This is a genomic window from Promicromonospora sp. NPDC050262 (assembly GCF_040655935.1).
GTDB lineage: Bacteria > Actinomycetota > Actinomycetes > Actinomycetales > Cellulomonadaceae > Promicromonospora.
Map to the genome: position 1 here is coordinate 1 of NZ_JBFAKX010000027.1, position 15730 is coordinate 15730.

The 15730-nt window shown below is 74.4% G+C and carries 13 protein-coding genes; 2 read left to right on the forward strand and 11 right to left on the reverse strand.

Annotated elements, in window-relative coordinates:
• Window positions 1–219: 219 nt before the first annotated feature.
• Window positions 220–369, reverse strand: a complete 150-nt coding sequence (locus tag AB0I29_RS25810; protein WP_285102973.1) for a hypothetical protein — start codon at window positions 367–369, stop codon at window positions 220–222.
• Window positions 370–1098: 729 nt separating this feature from the next.
• Here AB0I29_RS25810 and AB0I29_RS25815 point away from each other — a divergent pair.
• On the forward strand, window positions 1099–1728 hold the full coding sequence (locus tag AB0I29_RS25815; RefSeq protein ID WP_357486915.1) for a helix-turn-helix domain-containing protein: 630 nt from the start codon (window positions 1099–1101) through the stop codon (window positions 1726–1728).
• Window positions 1725–3023 carry an MFS transporter gene (locus AB0I29_RS25820; protein ID WP_357486917.1) on the forward strand — a complete coding sequence of 433 codons (1299 nt, stop codon included), beginning with the start codon at window positions 1725–1727 and terminating at the stop codon, window positions 3021–3023. The genes AB0I29_RS25815 and AB0I29_RS25820 overlap by 4 nt, the downstream gene beginning before the upstream one ends.
• A gap of 17 nt (window positions 3024–3040) precedes the next feature.
• On the opposite strand, the gene AB0I29_RS25825 is transcribed toward AB0I29_RS25820, so the two are convergent.
• The 10 genes from AB0I29_RS25825 to AB0I29_RS25870 all read right to left on the reverse strand — a co-directional run bounded on the left by AB0I29_RS25825 (window position 3041) and on the right by AB0I29_RS25870 (window position 15493).
• Window positions 3041–3937: an FHA domain-containing protein gene (locus AB0I29_RS25825; protein WP_357486919.1), complete on the reverse strand. Its 897-nt coding sequence runs from the start codon at window positions 3935–3937 to the stop codon at window positions 3041–3043.
• Window positions 3934–5253 carry a VWA domain-containing protein gene (locus AB0I29_RS25830; RefSeq protein ID WP_357486921.1) on the reverse strand — a complete coding sequence of 440 codons (1320 nt, stop codon included), beginning with the start codon at window positions 5251–5253 and terminating at the stop codon, window positions 3934–3936. Before AB0I29_RS25830 ends, AB0I29_RS25825 begins: the two co-directional genes overlap by 4 nt.
• A 25-nt stretch (window positions 5254–5278) precedes the next feature.
• Window positions 5279–6394, reverse strand: a complete 1116-nt coding sequence (locus AB0I29_RS25835) for a protein phosphatase 2C domain-containing protein (protein ID WP_357486923.1) — start codon at window positions 6392–6394, stop codon at window positions 5279–5281.
• A gap of 111 nt (window positions 6395–6505) precedes the next feature.
• The gene (locus AB0I29_RS25840) at window positions 6506–8797 is read right to left on the reverse strand and encodes a tetratricopeptide repeat protein (protein ID WP_357486925.1); all 2292 of its coding nucleotides are present in this window, start codon (window positions 8795–8797) and stop codon (window positions 6506–6508) included.
• Window positions 8794–9897 (reverse strand): hypothetical protein, encoded by a 1104-nt coding sequence (locus AB0I29_RS25845; protein WP_357486927.1) that lies wholly within the window; start codon window positions 9895–9897, stop codon window positions 8794–8796. The genes AB0I29_RS25840 and AB0I29_RS25845 overlap by 4 nt, the downstream gene beginning before the upstream one ends.
• Window positions 9894–10931 carry a glutamate ABC transporter substrate-binding protein gene (locus AB0I29_RS25850; RefSeq protein WP_357486929.1) on the reverse strand — a complete coding sequence of 346 codons (1038 nt, stop codon included), beginning with the start codon at window positions 10929–10931 and terminating at the stop codon, window positions 9894–9896. The genes AB0I29_RS25845 and AB0I29_RS25850 overlap by 4 nt, the downstream gene beginning before the upstream one ends.
• Entirely contained in the window at window positions 10928–12259 is a 1332-nt protein-coding gene (locus AB0I29_RS25855) for a hypothetical protein (protein ID WP_357486931.1), read from the reverse strand. Before AB0I29_RS25855 ends, AB0I29_RS25850 begins: the two co-directional genes overlap by 4 nt.
• Entirely contained in the window at window positions 12256–13653 is a 1398-nt protein-coding gene (locus AB0I29_RS25860; protein WP_357486933.1) for an AAA family ATPase, read from the reverse strand. The genes AB0I29_RS25855 and AB0I29_RS25860 overlap by 4 nt, the downstream gene beginning before the upstream one ends.
• Window positions 13650–14252 carry a hypothetical protein gene (locus AB0I29_RS25865; protein ID WP_285102999.1) on the reverse strand — a complete coding sequence of 201 codons (603 nt, stop codon included), beginning with the start codon at window positions 14250–14252 and terminating at the stop codon, window positions 13650–13652. Before AB0I29_RS25865 ends, AB0I29_RS25860 begins: the two co-directional genes overlap by 4 nt.
• Before the next feature lie 23 nt (window positions 14253–14275).
• A complete protein-coding gene (locus tag AB0I29_RS25870) occupies window positions 14276–15493 on the reverse strand; it encodes a toxic anion resistance protein (RefSeq protein WP_285103001.1) in 1218 nt (405 codons plus the stop codon).
• Window positions 15494–15730 lie beyond the last annotated feature (237 nt).

Sequence of the window (15730 nt, forward strand, 5' to 3'; positions counted from 1 at the left end):
ACGGGTGAGCAGTTCGGACAGGACCAGCCGTCCGAAGGCAGGCCTGTGCCGATCTCGATGCCAACTGCCGAGTTTGCAGTGCAAAGTGCCGCGCGGGGATGGCGGACGGCGGCTGTGCCCGTGCGCACGGGCGGCGGGTGCACGAAGGCCCTTCCGCGGAACGACTGTGGTCGTCCGGGGAAGGGCCAGGATGTGCGACGTCGGGCCAGTGGCCGACGGTCAGATCAGGCGGAACCGCTTGGTGCGCCTGGCCGTGCCGCGCTCGGGGCGCTCGCGCAGAGCGCGCTCCTGGGCCTCGGCGACCTCGGCGCGGCGGGCGATCTCGGCGACCTGTGCGCGGCTGATGTAGTAGGCGGTCTCGGCGTGCATGTCCGTGGTCCTTCCAGGGGTGGGGAGAGGTGACGGGCGCAGCGGGCGTGCTCCGGCCGGGTCGCGGTCCGGTGCTCCTCAGTGTTTCCGTCGTGTTACATCATCCCTGATTCCGGAAATGCCGCGCAAGGCGGACAGGGGTGATCTGCAGCACCCTTCCGCAGGTCAGCGGCCCGCTGGGAGGTCGCGCCCGCACAAACGACGAAGCAGAGCGTGTGACGGGCACACGCTCTGCTTCGGGATGCCGGACGCGCCGGTCGCCGGAGGAGCTCCGGCGGGCGCCGTACGGGTCATGCGGACCGCACGCGCAGGGCGGGTGCCGGTGCGCGGTGGTCGCGGTGTGCGGCGCGGGCCTCGGCCCTGCGTCGCTTCTGCTCCTCGCGGAGCCTGCGAGAACGCCGGTGTTCCTCGGCGTCCTGGAGGCGCTCCCGGTGAAGGGCCTGCGCCAGTTCGTACTCGGTGTGCACGTGAGTGCCTTTCGTGACGCTGGATTGCCGGTCTCCCGACAGGAGGGTCTGGCCGGACCCTGTCCACCGCCCGGTATGGGACCGGACGGACGTCACCGCGGTGTGCCTTGAGCCTCCCAGGAGACGGGCGTGCCGCGCACGGCTTTTTTCGCGGACGTCTCGGACGCCCGGCCCGGACGCCTGGCCTGGGCCCCCGACCCGCCCGGGCAAAGACGCTAGAGATTCCTTGCGCAAGTTCTCTTTAGCGTCTTACGCTCGGCGCATGCCCGAGCAGATGCAGCCAGAGACCCAGGGGTTCACCCGGCCGACGCCGCCGGAGGATGCCGTCATCTCACAGGCCGACGCCATCAAGGCCATGACCCACCCGCTGCGCATCCGCCTGCTCGGCCTGTTCCGTCCCGGGGTGGAGCTCACCGCCACCCAGTGCGCCGAGCGCACGGGCGAGTCGGTGGCGAGCTGCTCGTTCCACCTGCGCCAGCTCGAGAAGTACGGGCACGTCGAGCGCGCCGAGGCGCACGGCAAGGAGCGCCCGTGGCGGGCCGTGAGCAGGGGGTTCAGCGTGCGCCCCGACCTCGCCGACCCCGAGTCGTGGCCCGCCGCCCAGGCGTTCGGCAGCATGTTCGTGGCCGAGCAGTTCGCCGCCCTGCAGCGCTGGCTCGCCGACGCCGGACGGGACGACCCGGCCTGGGTGTTCGCCAGCACCCAGACGGCCCAGGAGTTCTGGGCGACGCGCGACGAGCTGGACGATCTCTCCCGGCGGCTGGAGGAGATCACCGCGCCGTTCCGCGGCCGCGCGGTGGACCCCGGCAAGCGTCCGGAAGGCGCGCGCCGCGCGCACCTGTTCGGCGCGGTCTGGGCCGAGATCCCGGAGCCGGAGGGCGAGGACGCATGACCACCACCGGACCGACCGTGCCGGGTGACGGCACCGCCCCGGGCGACCCGTCCGCCGTCGGGCAGCCTGTGCCGGCGGACCCCGCCCGGTACCTGCGGACCCCGCTCTTCCGGACCCTCGTGGTGGGCTGGACGCTCGCGAACGTGGCGGACTCGCTGCTCACGCTGCTCATGGCGGTCTGGGTCGCGGACCTGACGGGCAGCGCCGCGCTCGGCGGTGCGACGTTCGCCCTGCTGGGCCTGCCCGCGCTCGCCTCGCCGTTCCTGGGGTACCTCGCGGACCGGGTGTCCCGGCGGCGCATGCTCGTGGTCGCCTACGTGGTGGGCGCGCTCGGGCTGGTGCCGCTGTTCTGGGTGACCCGGGCGGACCAGGTCTGGATCGTCTTCGCGGCCACGCTGGTGTACTCGGCGGTCGCGTACGTGACGGGCGCCTGCCAGTCGGGTCTGCTCAAGGACCTCCTGCCGACCGAGGCCCTGGGCCACGCCAACGGGCGCCTGTCGATGATCGACCAGGTGTTCCGCGTGGCCCTGCCGCTGCTCGGCGCGGCGGTCTACGCCCTGGTGGGCGTGGTGCCGCTGGTCGTGGTGGCCATCGCGGGGTTCGTGGGCGCGGCGGTCGTGCTCGGCCTCGTGCGGATCACCGAGTCGCGGTTCGAGGGTGAGCCGGGCGAGTCGTACCTGGCGGCGACGACGGCCGGGTTCCGCCACCTGTTCGGCACCCAGCCGCTCGGCGGGATGACGTGGAACGCCGTGATCGTGTTCGCGTCGGTCGGCCTCGTGAACGCCGTCGCGTTCGCCGTGCTGGAGGGGCTGGGGCTGCCCGCGGCCTGGCTCGGCCCGCTCACGGTGCTGCAGGGGGTGACCGGGTTCGTCGCCGGGGCGGTCACGCCGCGCCTCATGCTGCGGTTCGGCCGGCCGCGCGTCTACGCGGTGGGGATCCTCGCCGCGGGCGCGGCCCTGGTGCCGCTCATGTTCGGCTGGGTGATCCCCGCGATCGCGGGTCAGGCCCTGCTCGGCTTCGGGGTGACGGCCGCGATCATCGCGTGGGTCACCGAGCGCCAGGTCCGGACGCCGGAACGGCTCCAGGGCCGGGTCGCCGCCGCCGGGCACCTGGTCAACAACCTGCCGGGCACCGTGGTGACGGCGATCGGCGCGGGGCTGCTCGCGGTCGTGGACTACCGGCTGCTGGTGCTCGCCAACGTCGTGGTGGTGGTCGGGGCCGGGCTGGTCGCGCTGCGCCTGCGCCACGCGGCCGACCCGGACGTGTCAGACGCTCAGGTCACCCGGGTGACCTGAGCGTCTGACACGTCAGGTCAGGCCTCGCCCGGGAGGGCCTTGCGGATCACCAGACGTGTCCACGCGCCGAGGAAGACCCGGTCGTTCTCCTCGATCTCGCGGCGCACGCCCTGGTTCAGCGGGCCGTCCGGGAGCGGGTCACCCGCCGCCGCCACGAAGGTCCCGTTCGACGAGCCGAGATCCTCGACCCACCAGCGCTGACCGTCCGTCGTGAGCTGGCAGTGCCGCCGGGACACCCCGGGGTCGCTGCCGCAGTCGATGTCGGGCCGGATGCCGCGCGACCTCGACGGCCGCCCCACGAGCAGGCTGCGCTGCCGCAGCGTGACGAGGCCGGGCAGGCCCGCGGACGGCATCGGGTCCTCCGGGCGTTCGTGCGCGTACCAGTCGGGGTCCACCCAGATCTCGGCCACCCAGGCGTCTTCGCCCGGGACGGGCGGCGCGGCCAGGCCGCCGCCGTCCGGCGACGGCGCGGGCTCGGGCGCGGGCGACGGCGCAGGGGCGGGCGCGGGTACTCCCGCCGCCATCGGTGCCGAACCCGCCGACGCCGCACCGGCCCCCGGCACGGAACCGCTCGCGGGCTGTGTGGCGTCCAGGTCGCCGAGGTCCAGGCCGGACGTCGGCGGGGGCGGCGGAGCCGGCGTCCCGGTGGTGAAGTCGTACCCGCAGTTCTCGCAGAACAGGGAGTCGGTGGGGGACAGGTCGCCGCAGTTCGGGCAGGTCACGGGGCCGGCGGAGGCCTCCGTGGGCGCGGCCGGCGCACCACCGGACGCTCCGGTGCCGGTCGCGACGCTCCCGGGTGCGGCGCCGGACCCGCCGGACGACGCGGCGCCGGCGCCCGCGGGGATCGGCGTGCCGCAGACGTCGCAGTAGTCCGTGGACTGGCTGGTGTGTCCCTCCGGACAGACGACGGTCATGCGCGCCGGACCCGGGTCGTCTTGGTGGAGGCGGTGTCGAGTGCCATCTCGTCCAGCTTGGCGGTGTTCCGCTTGAGCCGCACGGTGCCCTCCTCCTCGTTCTCCACGTCCACGATCTTGCGCAGGCGCGACGTGGCCTCGTCGTTGCCGGTCTCGGCGGCGAGCTGCACGGCGCGGCCGAGCTTCACGGTCGCCGTCGCCTCGTCGCCCGCGGCCTTGGCCGCGAGGCCCTCCTGGATGGCCGAGGCGAGCTCGGCCTGGCCCGTGTAGTGCGCCACCTCGGGGCTGATCCGGGCGGTGAGCGTGGAGTCGTCCGACCACTTGGCCTTGACCAGGCCCGACGCCTGCACCTCGCCGCCCACCGCGACCTGCACCCGTGCCGCGAGCTGCTCCGAGCCCACGGGCTTCGCCGCCACGCGCACGGCCACGTGGTAGTCGCGGGTCTCGTCGGCCCACGCGCCGGTGGGGTACCCGCTGGTCAGCGGGTTCACCTCGGTACGACGGCTCGTCAGGTCGTCGACCTCGGGGGCCACCTGCTTGACGAACAGGACCTGCGACCCCTGCGGCGCCCACACCCGCAGGTCCACCGAGGCGACGCCGCGCGCCATAGACTTGCGCACCAGGGCCGCGAAGTCCTCGGCGATGTCCTCCGGGCGCGCGATGAGGTCGACGGTGCCCAGCAGCGCCGTCGAGATCTTGCGCAGCTCCTCGACCACCCAGCGGTCGCCCACGCCGCGGGCGTCGCACTGGAAGTGGCCCGTGACGTCGGCGATCATCCGGTCCAGGTGCATCGACGGCTCGGACTCGTTCTTGCCGTCGGTCAGCAGGATCAGGTGCTTCTGCGCCGCCGGGACCGTGGCGAACAGGTCGTCCGCGAGTCGCAGCCACGTCGAGATGGCCGTGCCGCCGCTGGCCGACATCGTGGAGATGGCGCGCTTGGCCTCGTTGCGGGCGCCCGGCTCCATGGCCACCATCGGCACCCGGGCGTTGGGGTAGGGGAAGATCCGGGTGGCCACGTGCGAGCCGCCGATGATCGCGAACAGCGTGCCGTCCGGGATCTGGTCCACGGCCACGGCGGCGGCGTGCTTGGCGGCCTCCATGTTGCGGCCCTGCATGGATCCGGACGTGTCGACGGCGACGATCTCGGCGACCTGTCCCGCGCCGACGGCGTCGGTGGTGGCGCTCGCGCCCGCGGTGACGCCGACGGCCCCGGCCGCCCCGGCGCCGGCGCAGGTCACGGACACGATGGCGTGCACGTCGGTGCCGCCGTCGGACAGGAACTCGTTCTGGAAGACCTCGGCGGAGAACTCGGCCACGGTGGCTCCTCTCGGTTACGGCAGGCTAGCGCTGCTCGGTGACAGTCGGGGCGATCCGGGCGAGCGCGGCGGTGATGTTGTCGCGCCCTCCCTGGGCGTTGGCCCAGCGGACGAGCGCCGCCGCGGCGGCGTGGGGCTCGCCGCAGCCGGCGAACCTGCGCACGAGCTCGCCCATCTCGTGCGCGTCGGAGCAGTAGTTCCACAGGCCGTCCGAGCAGACCAGCAGCCAGCCGGGCCCGGACGGGACGGTCGCGGCGCAGCGCGCGTCGGTGTCGGCGGCGTCGGGGCCGAGCCAGCGGGTGATGGCGTGCGCCTGCGGCGACGTCTCGGCCTGGGCGCGCGGCACGCCCGCCGCGATCATCTCCTGCGCCCACGAGTCGTCGACGCTGAGCTGCTCGGCTGGACCGGCGTCCGGCAGCCAGTACACGCGGGAGTCGCCCAGCCAGCCGGCGACGATCAGGTCGCGGTCCACGACGGCGGCCACGAAGGTGCACGACGGCGGGTCGTCCGCCACGTTCGTCCCCTTGGTCGCGGCGAGCTGCTCCGCCGCGCCCCGCACCGCCTGGCCCGCCGCGCGCGACGCGGCGACCATGGCGTCGGTCCAGCCGGCGATGCGCCGGCTGGTGGCACCCGCGACCGAGCTCGACCCCTCGGGCCCGTAGGCCACGAGCACGTCCCGGGCCGCGCGGCTCGCGGCGAGCGAGGCGACGTCGGAGTCCGGGGCGCTGGAGACGCCGTCGCACACCACGAGCGCCGCGAAGGTGCTGCTCGCGGCCAGCGCCATCGCGTCCTCGTTGCGGGCGTGCCGGATGCCCCGGTCGCAGACGCCGGCCACCCAGGCCGCCGGGCGCTCCTCGAAGTGGTCGCGCTCGGACTGGCCGGGGGTGCCGCAGTCGGCGCAGTAGCCGTCGTCGGCGATGAGGCCGCCGCAGGCCGCGCACCTGCGCCGCCCGGCTTCGCCCGTCGGCGGGTCGAGGTCCAGCACGGTGGGCGCCACGTCCAGGGTCACCTCGGACGGCAGGGACGGGTCGTCCGCGACGGCGCCCAGCGCCGTGCCGCAGTTCTCGCAGAACCTGGCGCGGGGTGCCGCGCTCTCTCCACAGCTCGGGCAACGGACGAGGACGCTGTCGTCGGCGGTCATGTCGGGGTCGATCTCCTTGCCTTCGTCAGGGCTCCCGCCCCGCGACTGTGGTTCAGCGGGTCTCCGGCTGCGGGCGCCGTCGGTGGCGCCCGGTCCGGCCCGGCGGGGCGCTCATCGCCACGTCCACTGCCGTACGGAGTTTGCCCGGTCCACGAGCGCGACGCGCTCCGAGCGCTCGTCGGTGAGGTGGGCGAGGTTGCGCAGGGCGAGCTCCAGGCGGTCCCGCAGCTCGTGCTCCTCGGCGCTCGCACCGGCCACCCGCACGCTCGGGACGGGCCCGTCGCGCAGCACGATGTCGAGCGCCTCGTCGAGGGCCTCGACGGTGACCTGGGCCTTGGGCCGGTCGGGGATGTGGGCGGCGTCGAGCCCGGCGACGGCGTCGGCCAGGTCGAGCAGCGTGCGGTGCGCGGAGACGAGGAGCCGGGCCCGCTGCAGGCGGGCGTCCGGGAAGGACCCGCGCGTGGGGCCCACCAGCTCCAGGGCGTCGAGGGCGCCGTCGAGCTCGCCGCCGCCGGACCGCACGCGGGCGAGGCCGAACGCGGCGGCGCCGGTGTAGTTGGCGTCGGCCCGGGCGATGGTGCCGTAGAGCTGCTCGGCGACGCCGGGCTCGCCCGAGAGCTCGCAGCTCGTGGCGAGCGCGAGCTTGGGCGCCGGCTCGCCGGGCACCTGCCCGTAGACGGCGTTGAACGACGCGCGGGCCGCGGCGGCGTTGCCCGACGCGAGGTGCCCGAGGCCCTCCATCCAGGCGGCGCGCCACTCCCACGCGTCGTCCTCCAGGATCTGCGCCACGGTGGTGCGCAGCAGCGCGGCGTCGTCCGCCTCGATCGCGGCGCGGGCGACGGCGAGGCGCACCTCGACGGTGTGCTCGTCCGGGTCGGCCAGGGCCTTGATGCGCTCCACGGGGTTGGCGACGTTGACGCCGGCCAGCCAGGAGGCCATCGGGTCGGCGGAGTCGACCTTCAGGAGCGGCAGCCCGTTCCAGTCGAGGGCGCCGTCGGCGCCGTCGAGCGGCGGCACGCCGAACAGGAGCGACTCGGCGGACGTCGTGGCGGTGTACCCGGGACCCTTGTCGGTGGCGACCACCTCGCGCAGCACGCCCAGGAGCTGGACCCGGGCCTCGTCCACGGTCCCGAACCGGTCGGCGGGATCGGGGGCGCACGCCTTGGCGAGCCAGCGGTAGAACGAGTCGTACTTCTGGAAGACCGGGGTGTCGGCCACGGGCGGGAACGACGCCTGGTAGACGGTGGTGTTGCCGCGGAAGTCCAGCACGAGGGACGCCAGGGTGCGGCCGAGCGTGAAGATGTCGGACGCCACGGACGGCCCGACCTCCGGCACCTCGGGCGCCTGGTAGCCGACGGTGCCGTAGATGGCCGACGTCAGGTCGTCGGTGCGGCGCACGCCACCCATGTCGATCAGCTTGACGCCGTCGCCCTGGGCGATGATGTTGTCCGGCTTGAAGTCGCAGTACAGCAGGTCGTGGTCGTGCAGGTAGCTGAACGCGGGCAGCACCTCGAGGATGTAGGCGATGGCCTGGTCCACGGGCAGCGGGCGGGGCTGCCCGCCGTCCTGCTCGCGGCGGTCCTTGAGCACGTCCTTGAGCGACCGGCCGCCCACGAACTCCATGACGGTGTAGCCGAGGCCCTCGTGGAGCACGAAGTTGAAGATCTCGACGATCAGCGGGTGCTCGACCTCGGCCAGGAACTGGCGCTCGGCGACCGCGGCCTCGTACGCCTCGGTGTCGCCCGCGTTGAGCAGGCCCTTGAGCACCACCCAGCGGCCGCTGACGTTGCGGTCGCGGGCCAGGTAGATCCAGCCGAGCCCGCCGTGGGCGAGGCAGCCCACCACCTCGTACTGCCCGGCGACGAGGTCGCCGGCCTTGAGCGCGGGGGCGAAGTCGTACCGCGCGCCGCAGTGGCCGCAGAACCCGGCGATGCGGCCGGGCACGCCGTCCCTGGCGCGGCCGACCGGCTGCCCGCACGTGGGGCAGTACCGCTTGGACTCGGCGAGCTCGGGCGTCTCCATGACGGCCTGCAGCGGGTCGGCCACCGGCGTGTGCGGCACGGTGGTCAGGCCCGCCCCGAGCCGGTGCCCGCGCAGGCGCGTGGACCCGGTGCCGACCCGGCGGGTCTGCCGGGTGCCGCCCGTCACGCGCGCCGAGCCCAGGGCGGTTGACGCGAGGCGCGACGAGCTGGTGCGCCCGGTCGTCGGCTCGGCCATGCCGCTCGGCACGGAGCCCGAGGAGCGGACGGTCGTCGCGTCGAGGTCGCCGTCGGCCCAGGACGCCGCGACGGCGGCGAGCCCGTCGCCGGCCGGGTTGCCGCCGGCGGGTGTACCGCACACGTTGCAGTAGCCGTCCTCGATGGTGCCGGTGCAGCCCGGCTCGGCGCAGGCCTGTTCAGTCATCGGTGTCCCTCCGGGAGATCGCGCACGAGCGTCTCGAGCTGCTCGGTGAAGTGCCGGGCCAGGGCCAGGTCGCAGGGGGTCGCGTCGAGCGTCTCGCGCACCTCGTCCTCGCCCGCCTTCACGGTGTACGACGACGCCCGCCCGTTGCCCTGGGCCTTCGTCATCAGGTTCTTCACGCGGTAGCGCAGCTCGGCGCGCTCCCGCAGGGGTGCGGTGTAGGCGTCCTCGACCTGCTCCATGGCGCGCTCGACGGAGCCCAGCCGCTGGACGTAGGTGGTGAGCCGCGCCGGCTCGTCCGGGACCTCGCCGAGGCGGTGCACGTCCGGGATCGCGAGCCGTGGCGGGTCGGTGATCTCCCGGCGGCAGCGCTCGGCGAGCTGCGCGAGCCGGGGCGCCCGGTCGGCCAGGGCGGCCCGCAGCTCGACGGCGCGCTGCCGGTCCTTGGCGAGCGACCGGCTCCGGGCGGCGTGCACGATGAGGTCGCGCTCGGTGCGCGCGACCTCGTCCTCCAGCGCGCCGAGGGGGCCCGTGACGTCGGCGCCGCGGGCGGCGTCGGCCTTGAGCCGGGCGTGCCGGTCGCGCAGGCGGGCCACGGCGGCGTCGTCCTCCGTCGCGGCCGTGGCCCGCGCGGCGTCCTCCGCCCGGACGATCCCGGCGGCCAGCGCCCGGAACCGGGCGGTGACGTCGGCCGCGTGCGGGTCGAACGAGAGCCGGGAGGCGAGCTGGTCGGCCTGGGCGTCGCACAGGCGTGCGGCGTCGACCAGGGACAGGAGCGACGTGGCGGGGTCACCGCCGAGCCGGCCCCAGACGAGCTGCGACATGCGTTCGCGCGCCACGGCGTCCGCCCGGCCCGAGTCCCACACCTCGACCAGCTCGTCCGTGCGCGTGCGCACGGCCTGCCACAGGGTCAGGGCGAGCACCACGTCGGCGGTGACGGCGTCCGCGCCGGACTGCCGGGCCGCGGCGTCGAGCCGGTCCAGGTCGGCGCGGCGCACGTCGAGCCACGCCTGCAGGTCGGACAGGTACGCCAGCAGCGCGGCCGGCTCGGCCGCCACCCCCAGGGCGCCCGGCGGCGCGGGCGCGCGCTGCGTCCGGCTCACGGCGTCCGTCCGTACACGGGCTCGGGCGCGGACGGCGCCGCGCCGAGCGCGTCGCCCAGCCAGCGGTCGTAGGACTCCTCCCACTGCCCGCCCGCGACCATGTCCTCCAGCACGCCGTTGACGAACCGCACCATGTCCGCGTTGCCGGCGGGGATGCCCACGCCGTACGGCTCGTCGCTCACGGCGTCGCCCACGACCTTGGCGTAGGGGTCCTGGGCGGCGAAGCCCGCCAGGACGGTGTCGTCACCCGTGATGGCGTCCACCGCCCCCTGCTGGAACAGCACCAGGCACGTGGTGTGCGTGGCGGCGGGCACCGCCTCGACGCCCTCCCACTGCTCCAGCCGCTCCAGGGTGGTGGTGCCCTCGGGCGCGCACACGCGCTGCCCGTCCAGGTCGTCGATGCTCTCCACCTTCGACGTCGACGGCACCAGCAGCTTCTGCCCCGCGTGGTAGTACTCCGCGGAGAACGCGATGTTCTCCCACCGGTCGCAGTTGATCGTGAACGCGCGGGTCACGATGTCGACGTCGCCGTCCTCCAGGACGGCCTCCCGGTCGCCCGACGTGATGACCCGGTACTGGATCTTCTCCGGGTCGCCCAGGATCGCGTCGGCGATCTGCCGGGCCACGTCGATGTCGAAGCCCTCGATGTCGCCCGTGAACGGGTTGCGCGAGCCCATGAGCAGCGTGTCCGCCGAGACGCCCACCCGGAGGGTCCCGCGCTCGCGGATCTCGGCCATCGTGGAGCCGGACGTCACCTCCGGGCTGCCGCCCGGGTCGATCGACGCGACGGGCGGCAGCCCGTCGCTGCAGTCCTCCGCGGCCGTGGCCGTGCCCGACGTCGTCGCGCCCGCCGCCGCCTTCGGCGCAGAGTCCTGAGCGGAGTCCTGCACCGACTCCTGCGCGGCCGAGCCCGCCCCGGCCGCGCCCGTCAGGAGCTGCGTCGTGGGCTGGGGCGCGCACGCCGCCGTCGTGCCGACGAGGGCCAGCGCCACCAGGGCGGTGACGATCGGTCTGCAGGCTGCGCGCGTGCTCATCGGTACTCCTTCAGACGGACGTTCATCCCGGCGGCCGCGGCGACGGCGCCGGCGACACCGAGCACGAGGGCGACCCAGGCCGCGATCTGGGCGGTGGTCGCCGCGGAGCCGAGCCGGTCCACCGCGGCGGTGCTCGTGGTCTCGACGTCGGCGTGGGCCTGGTCGGAGAACGCCGTGAAGGCCGCGCCCGCCGAGTCGTCGGCCGTGGACGTCGCGGCGTCGACCGCCTCGTCCCACTGGCCGCCGTCGTCCAGCGCGCGGATCTCGGCGTGCTTCTCGTCCCAGGCGTTCAGCAGGGCAAGCGGGTCGGAGCCGGTGTCCGAGGCGTCCTGCGCCTCGGTCAGCAGGTCGCGGGCCTGGGCGACCGAGGTCTGGTAGGACTCCTCGAACTCGGCGCCGGAACCGCGCTTGATCAGCGTGAACGACTCCATCGACTTGGCGTCCGTGGCGAGCGACAGGGCCTGCGACGTGGCGACCGTGGCCGCGTACGGGCCGCTCGCCACCGACCGGGCCACGCCGTTGCCGCCCAGCACGGCCACCGTCGCCACGATGCCGCCCACCAGCAGGGCGACGCTCGCGGCCGCGAGCCCCAGGTTCAGCCGGCGGTGCGTGCGGCGCGCCAGCCAGAGCTGGACGGCGGCCAGCGCCACCAGGCCGAGCAGCACGAACAGCAGCAGCGCCTGGCTCAGGGAGACGGAGGTCAGGTCGTCGTCCACCCGCTCGGACGTCGAGACCGCCACGTCGTCGAGCGTGGGCAGCACCTCGTCGCGCAATGCGGCGGAGGCCTGGTCCAGGTAGGCCGCGCCGACCGGGAAACCCTGCCGGTTGTTCGCCCGGGCCGACTCGACCAGGCCCGCGTACCGCTGCACCGAGTCCGACACCGTGGCCAGGTCCGCGGTCTCGTCCGCCCCCTGCGCCGTCGACGCCAGCGCCGGCAGCGCCTCCGCGGCCTCGGACACGCTCGCCTCGTAGCGCTCGCGGGCCTCCGTGGGCTCCAGCCCGCCGACGAGGAACGCGTTGGTCGCCGTCGCGTCCGCCGACACCAGGTCGTTGCGCAGCTCCTGCGTGCCGACGAGCTGCGCGGCGTCCCGCTGCGCGTCCCGCAGCGCCGCCGACTGGCTGCTGCCCGCCAGGAACCCGGTGACCGCGAGCAGCAGGCACGCCACCACGGCCACGGCGGTGGCCAGCGCCAGCCGGCCCGGCGTGGTCGCGAGCTCCGCGGTGATCCGGTCCCGGACGGAGGTGCGCGCGGGGCCGTCGTCCGGGGCGCCGGACGACGGGCCCGGCTCGCTCCGGGGCGGGCCCGTGGTGGTCAGGGGTGCCGTCACAGGGTGGCCTCGCTGTCTGTCCCGATGTCCACGACGTCCTCCAGGTCTTCCGGGACCAGCGTGCGCAGCTGGTCCACCGTCGGTCGTTCAACGTCCCGCAGGCGCCAGGCGTGCCGGGCGATCGCGGAGTCGAGCACGTTGCGTGCCCAGCGGCCGTTGCCGAAGCCCTCGCTGCGCACCTGGTCCGCCACGAGGCGGTCGAAGCGGTCGAGGGTGGCGGGCTCCGGCTCGAAGTCGGCGGCCCCGGCCATGGCCGCGAAGATCTGCCGCAGCTCGGCGGCGGAGTAGTCCTCGAACGTGATGGTCCGCGAGAACCGGCTCTCCAGGCCCGGGTTGGTGCCGACGAACCGGGCCATGGGGCCCGGGTAGCCCGCCACGATCACCACGAGGTCGTCGCGGTGGTCCTCCATGTCCTTGACCAGGGTGTCCACCGCCTCGCGGCCGTACTGGTCCTCGGCCAGCGCGTACGCCTCGTCGATGAACAGCACGCCGCCCAGGGCGCGCTGCACCACAGCCGTCGTCTTCTCCGCGGTCTGGCCCAGGTAGCCCGCCACCAGCTCGGACCGGTCGACCTCCACGAGGTGGCCCTTGTCCAGCAGCCCGAGTGCGCGGTAGATCCCGGCCACGAGGCGGCCCACCGTGGTCTTGCCCGTGCCGGGGTTGCCGACGAACACCAGGTGGCGGGTGAGCGTGGGGGAGGTGAGGCCGGCCTCGGCGCGGAGGCGCTCGATGCGCAGCAGCTCGGTCTGCCGGTGGATCTCGTCCTTGACCCGGCCCAGGCCGATGAGCTGGTCCAGCTCGTCGAGCAGCTCGGCCAGCGGGCGGGGCTCGTCCGCGGGTTCCGGCTCGGGTTCGGTCCCGGCGGCCTGGGTGGCCGGCTCGGGCTCCGTGGCGGACGGCGTGGGAGCCGGTGCGCCGAGCCTGAGCCCGGGGTCGGCGCCGGCCCGGGGCGCCGTCTCGCGGCCCGCCGCAGCGCTGCGGTGGACTGCTTTCGTGCCCTCTGCGGCGGCTATGGCGCTGATGCTCGGGTCGCCCAGGGTGGCGGCCGCGTCGACCACTGCGGCCAGGGCGTCGGCGTAGCCCGGGGCGTGCTGCGGGGCGGTCGTGATGAGGTGCTCGAGCAGGTCGGTCGGGGCGGAGCGCCAGCGGCGGGCGCTCACGGCGGCGTCGAAGAACGGCTGGAGCGTGGACGACGTCGGGCGGCCGGTGCTTCCTTCCGGGCCGACGTCGGCGGCGGTGGCCTTGAGCCAGTCCGTCGGGGCGCCGGGGGACGACTCCGCCACCGCGGCGGCCAGCCGCTCGCCCTCGGCGCGCGCTTCCGGGCCACCCAGACCGGTAGCGGCGCCGGCTGCGGCCAGGGCGTCGAGGGCGGTGGCCAGCGCCGTCGTGGTCACGGGGCCTCCAGGGGGCCGGGGCCCGCCGTCGGGCCCGGGCCTGCCGTGCCCGGACCTGGTAGTGGCTGGCCCGGCTGGGGCTGGCCGGACGGCGACTGGCCGGCGCTCGGGAGGGTGAGGCTGCCCGAGGTGCCGAACTTCTCCTCCAGGAACCGGCCGTGCGCCACGAGGGCCACCGCGTCGGCGCGGGAGACGGCGTCGGAGATCTTGTCGAGCGTGGCGCCCAGGAGGTCCAGCTGGTCGCACAGGATCAGGAGCGACGTCTTACCGCGGTCCACGACGCGCCGGTCGGCGAAGTCGCGGGGCAGCCGCAGGTAGGCATCGACGGCCTCCGGCAGGTAGCTCGTCGCCGTCGCCACGACGGTGTGTGCCTGCTGGGAGCCCGCGCCGAGCCGGTCCAGCCGCGGCGCCATCTCGTGCACGGTCTCGGCGACGCGCTGCACCCGGGCCGTGACGGCAGCGGGGGCCTTCCCGGACGCGCGCGCCAGCACGGCGTCGACCGACGTGACGATCTGCTCGGTCGTGGGCGGCGCCGGGATCGCGAGGGGCGGCTCCGCCTCGGTGCGTCCGCCGCCGAAGACCCGCTGCCACCAACCCATGCGTTCCCCCGTGCCCGCTGCCGTCACCGGTTGCCGAGGTCGAGGGAGCCGCTCGCCACGCCGTCGGTGTTGGTGCGCCGGGCCCGCTCGACGTACTCGGAGGCCTTGGTCGTCTCGGTCTGCAGCACGCCGATGGTCTGCGACATCGAGTCCAGCGCGCGGGTCTTGAACTCGCTGATGGAGTCCATCGTCGCGTAGATGTTGGCGAACGCCGACTGGAGCTGCTCGATGCCCACGGTCGAGCTCGCGGCCTGCTCCTGGATGGTCGCGGACTGGTCGGCGAGCATCTTGGACGTGGACGCGATCATGTTCGACGTCGTGGTGTTCAGGGCGCCGATCTGGTCCAGCACGAGCTTCTGGTTGGCGAGGGCCTGCGCCACGATGACGGCGGTGCGCAGCGCCGAGACCGTGGTCGTGGTGGCGCGGTCGACGCCCTTGGTGAGCTCGACGTTGTTCTTGATGATGATGTCGATCGCGAGGTAGCCCTGGATCGAGACCGCGAGCTGGGTGAGCAGGTCCTGGTGCTTCTGGCGCACGTAGAACAGCACGTCCTCGGACAGCGCCTTGGCCCGCTCGGGCTCGGCGATCTGCAGCTCGGCGATCTTCGCGGAGAGCTGGGCGTCGAGCCGCTCGGCCACGTAGATGTACTGGTTGAGCCGCGTCATCGTGTCCCAGAGGTTCTGCTTCTCCAGGTTGAGCGCGGCGTTGTCCTTGCGCAGCTCGTCCTGCCCGTTGTAGAGGGCCTGGATGATGGCGTTGAGCTGGCCCTGGGCGGACTCGTAGCGGCGGAAGTAGTCCTGGATCTTGTCGCCGAACGGGATGACGCCGAGGATCTTGCGGCCCACGCTCGCCTCGGACGGGTCCAGGTCCTCCACCGTGCGGCGCAGCTCCAGGAGGGTCTGGCCCACCTTCGAGCCGTCGGCGAGGCCGCCCTCCTTCAGGGCGCGGACCGGCGTGGCCAGCAGGCGGTTGCTGGAGTCGGCGGCCTGCCGGATGTCCTGGTCGCCCATGGTGCGTACGTCGTCGGCGCGCCGGGCGAACTCGGGGGACCGGGTGTCGGTGCCGAGCAGGCCGTCGAGGTAGGTCGTGACCTTCTGGTCGAGCGCGGGCGCCACGGCGGGGTCGACCTTGGGCGCCATCTTGGGCGCCTGCGTCGCGGGCACGGCCTGCACCGGGTCGGGCGCCGTGAGCACGAGCGGCTCTGCTGGCGCGGGGGGTTGAAGCGGCATCGGCTCGGTCATCGGTGCTCCTCGAGATAGGGCGTCCGAACGCGGCGAGTATATGCCGCGGGCTACCGTCGACGAGGGGCGGAAGCGCTGCTCGGCGGGGTGAGAACGAGGGGGCGGCGGACAGAGTTCCCGGGGCGGCGGGTGACTGCTCGGTGTGGTGCGCCTCACCCGGCGTCCTCTCGCGGAATAGGCCCGCCGGGCCCCGAGGTTTGGGAGCATGAACGGAGTCGTTCGGACACCCTTCCAGAC

Bases quoted from the DNA above. Each gene is read 5' to 3' on its own strand.
- AB0I29_RS25810 (WP_285102973.1), bottom strand. From the start codon at position 369: ATGCACGCCGAGACCGCCTACTACATCAGCCGCGCACAGGTCGCCGAG.
- AB0I29_RS25815 (WP_357486915.1), top strand. From the start codon at position 1,099: ATGCCCGAGCAGATGCAGCCAGAGACCCAGGGGTTCACCCGGCCGACG.
- AB0I29_RS25820 (WP_357486917.1), top strand. From the start codon at position 1,725: ATGACCACCACCGGACCGACCGTGCCGGGTGACGGCACCGCCCCGGGC.
- AB0I29_RS25825 (WP_357486919.1), bottom strand. From the start codon at position 3,937: ATGACCGTCGTCTGTCCGGAGGGACACACCAGCCAGTCCACGGACTAC.
- AB0I29_RS25835 (WP_357486923.1), bottom strand. From the start codon at position 6,394: ATGACCGCCGACGACAGCGTCCTCGTCCGTTGCCCGAGCTGTGGAGAG.
- AB0I29_RS25840 (WP_357486925.1), bottom strand. From the start codon at position 8,797: ATGACTGAACAGGCCTGCGCCGAGCCGGGCTGCACCGGCACCATCGAG.
- AB0I29_RS25850 (WP_357486929.1), bottom strand. From the start codon at position 10,931: ATGAGCACGCGCGCAGCCTGCAGACCGATCGTCACCGCCCTGGTGGCG.
- AB0I29_RS25865 (WP_285102999.1), bottom strand. From the start codon at position 14,252: ATGGGTTGGTGGCAGCGGGTCTTCGGCGGCGGACGCACCGAGGCGGAG.
- AB0I29_RS25870 (WP_285103001.1), bottom strand. From the start codon at position 15,493: ATGACCGAGCCGATGCCGCTTCAACCCCCCGCGCCAGCAGAGCCGCTC.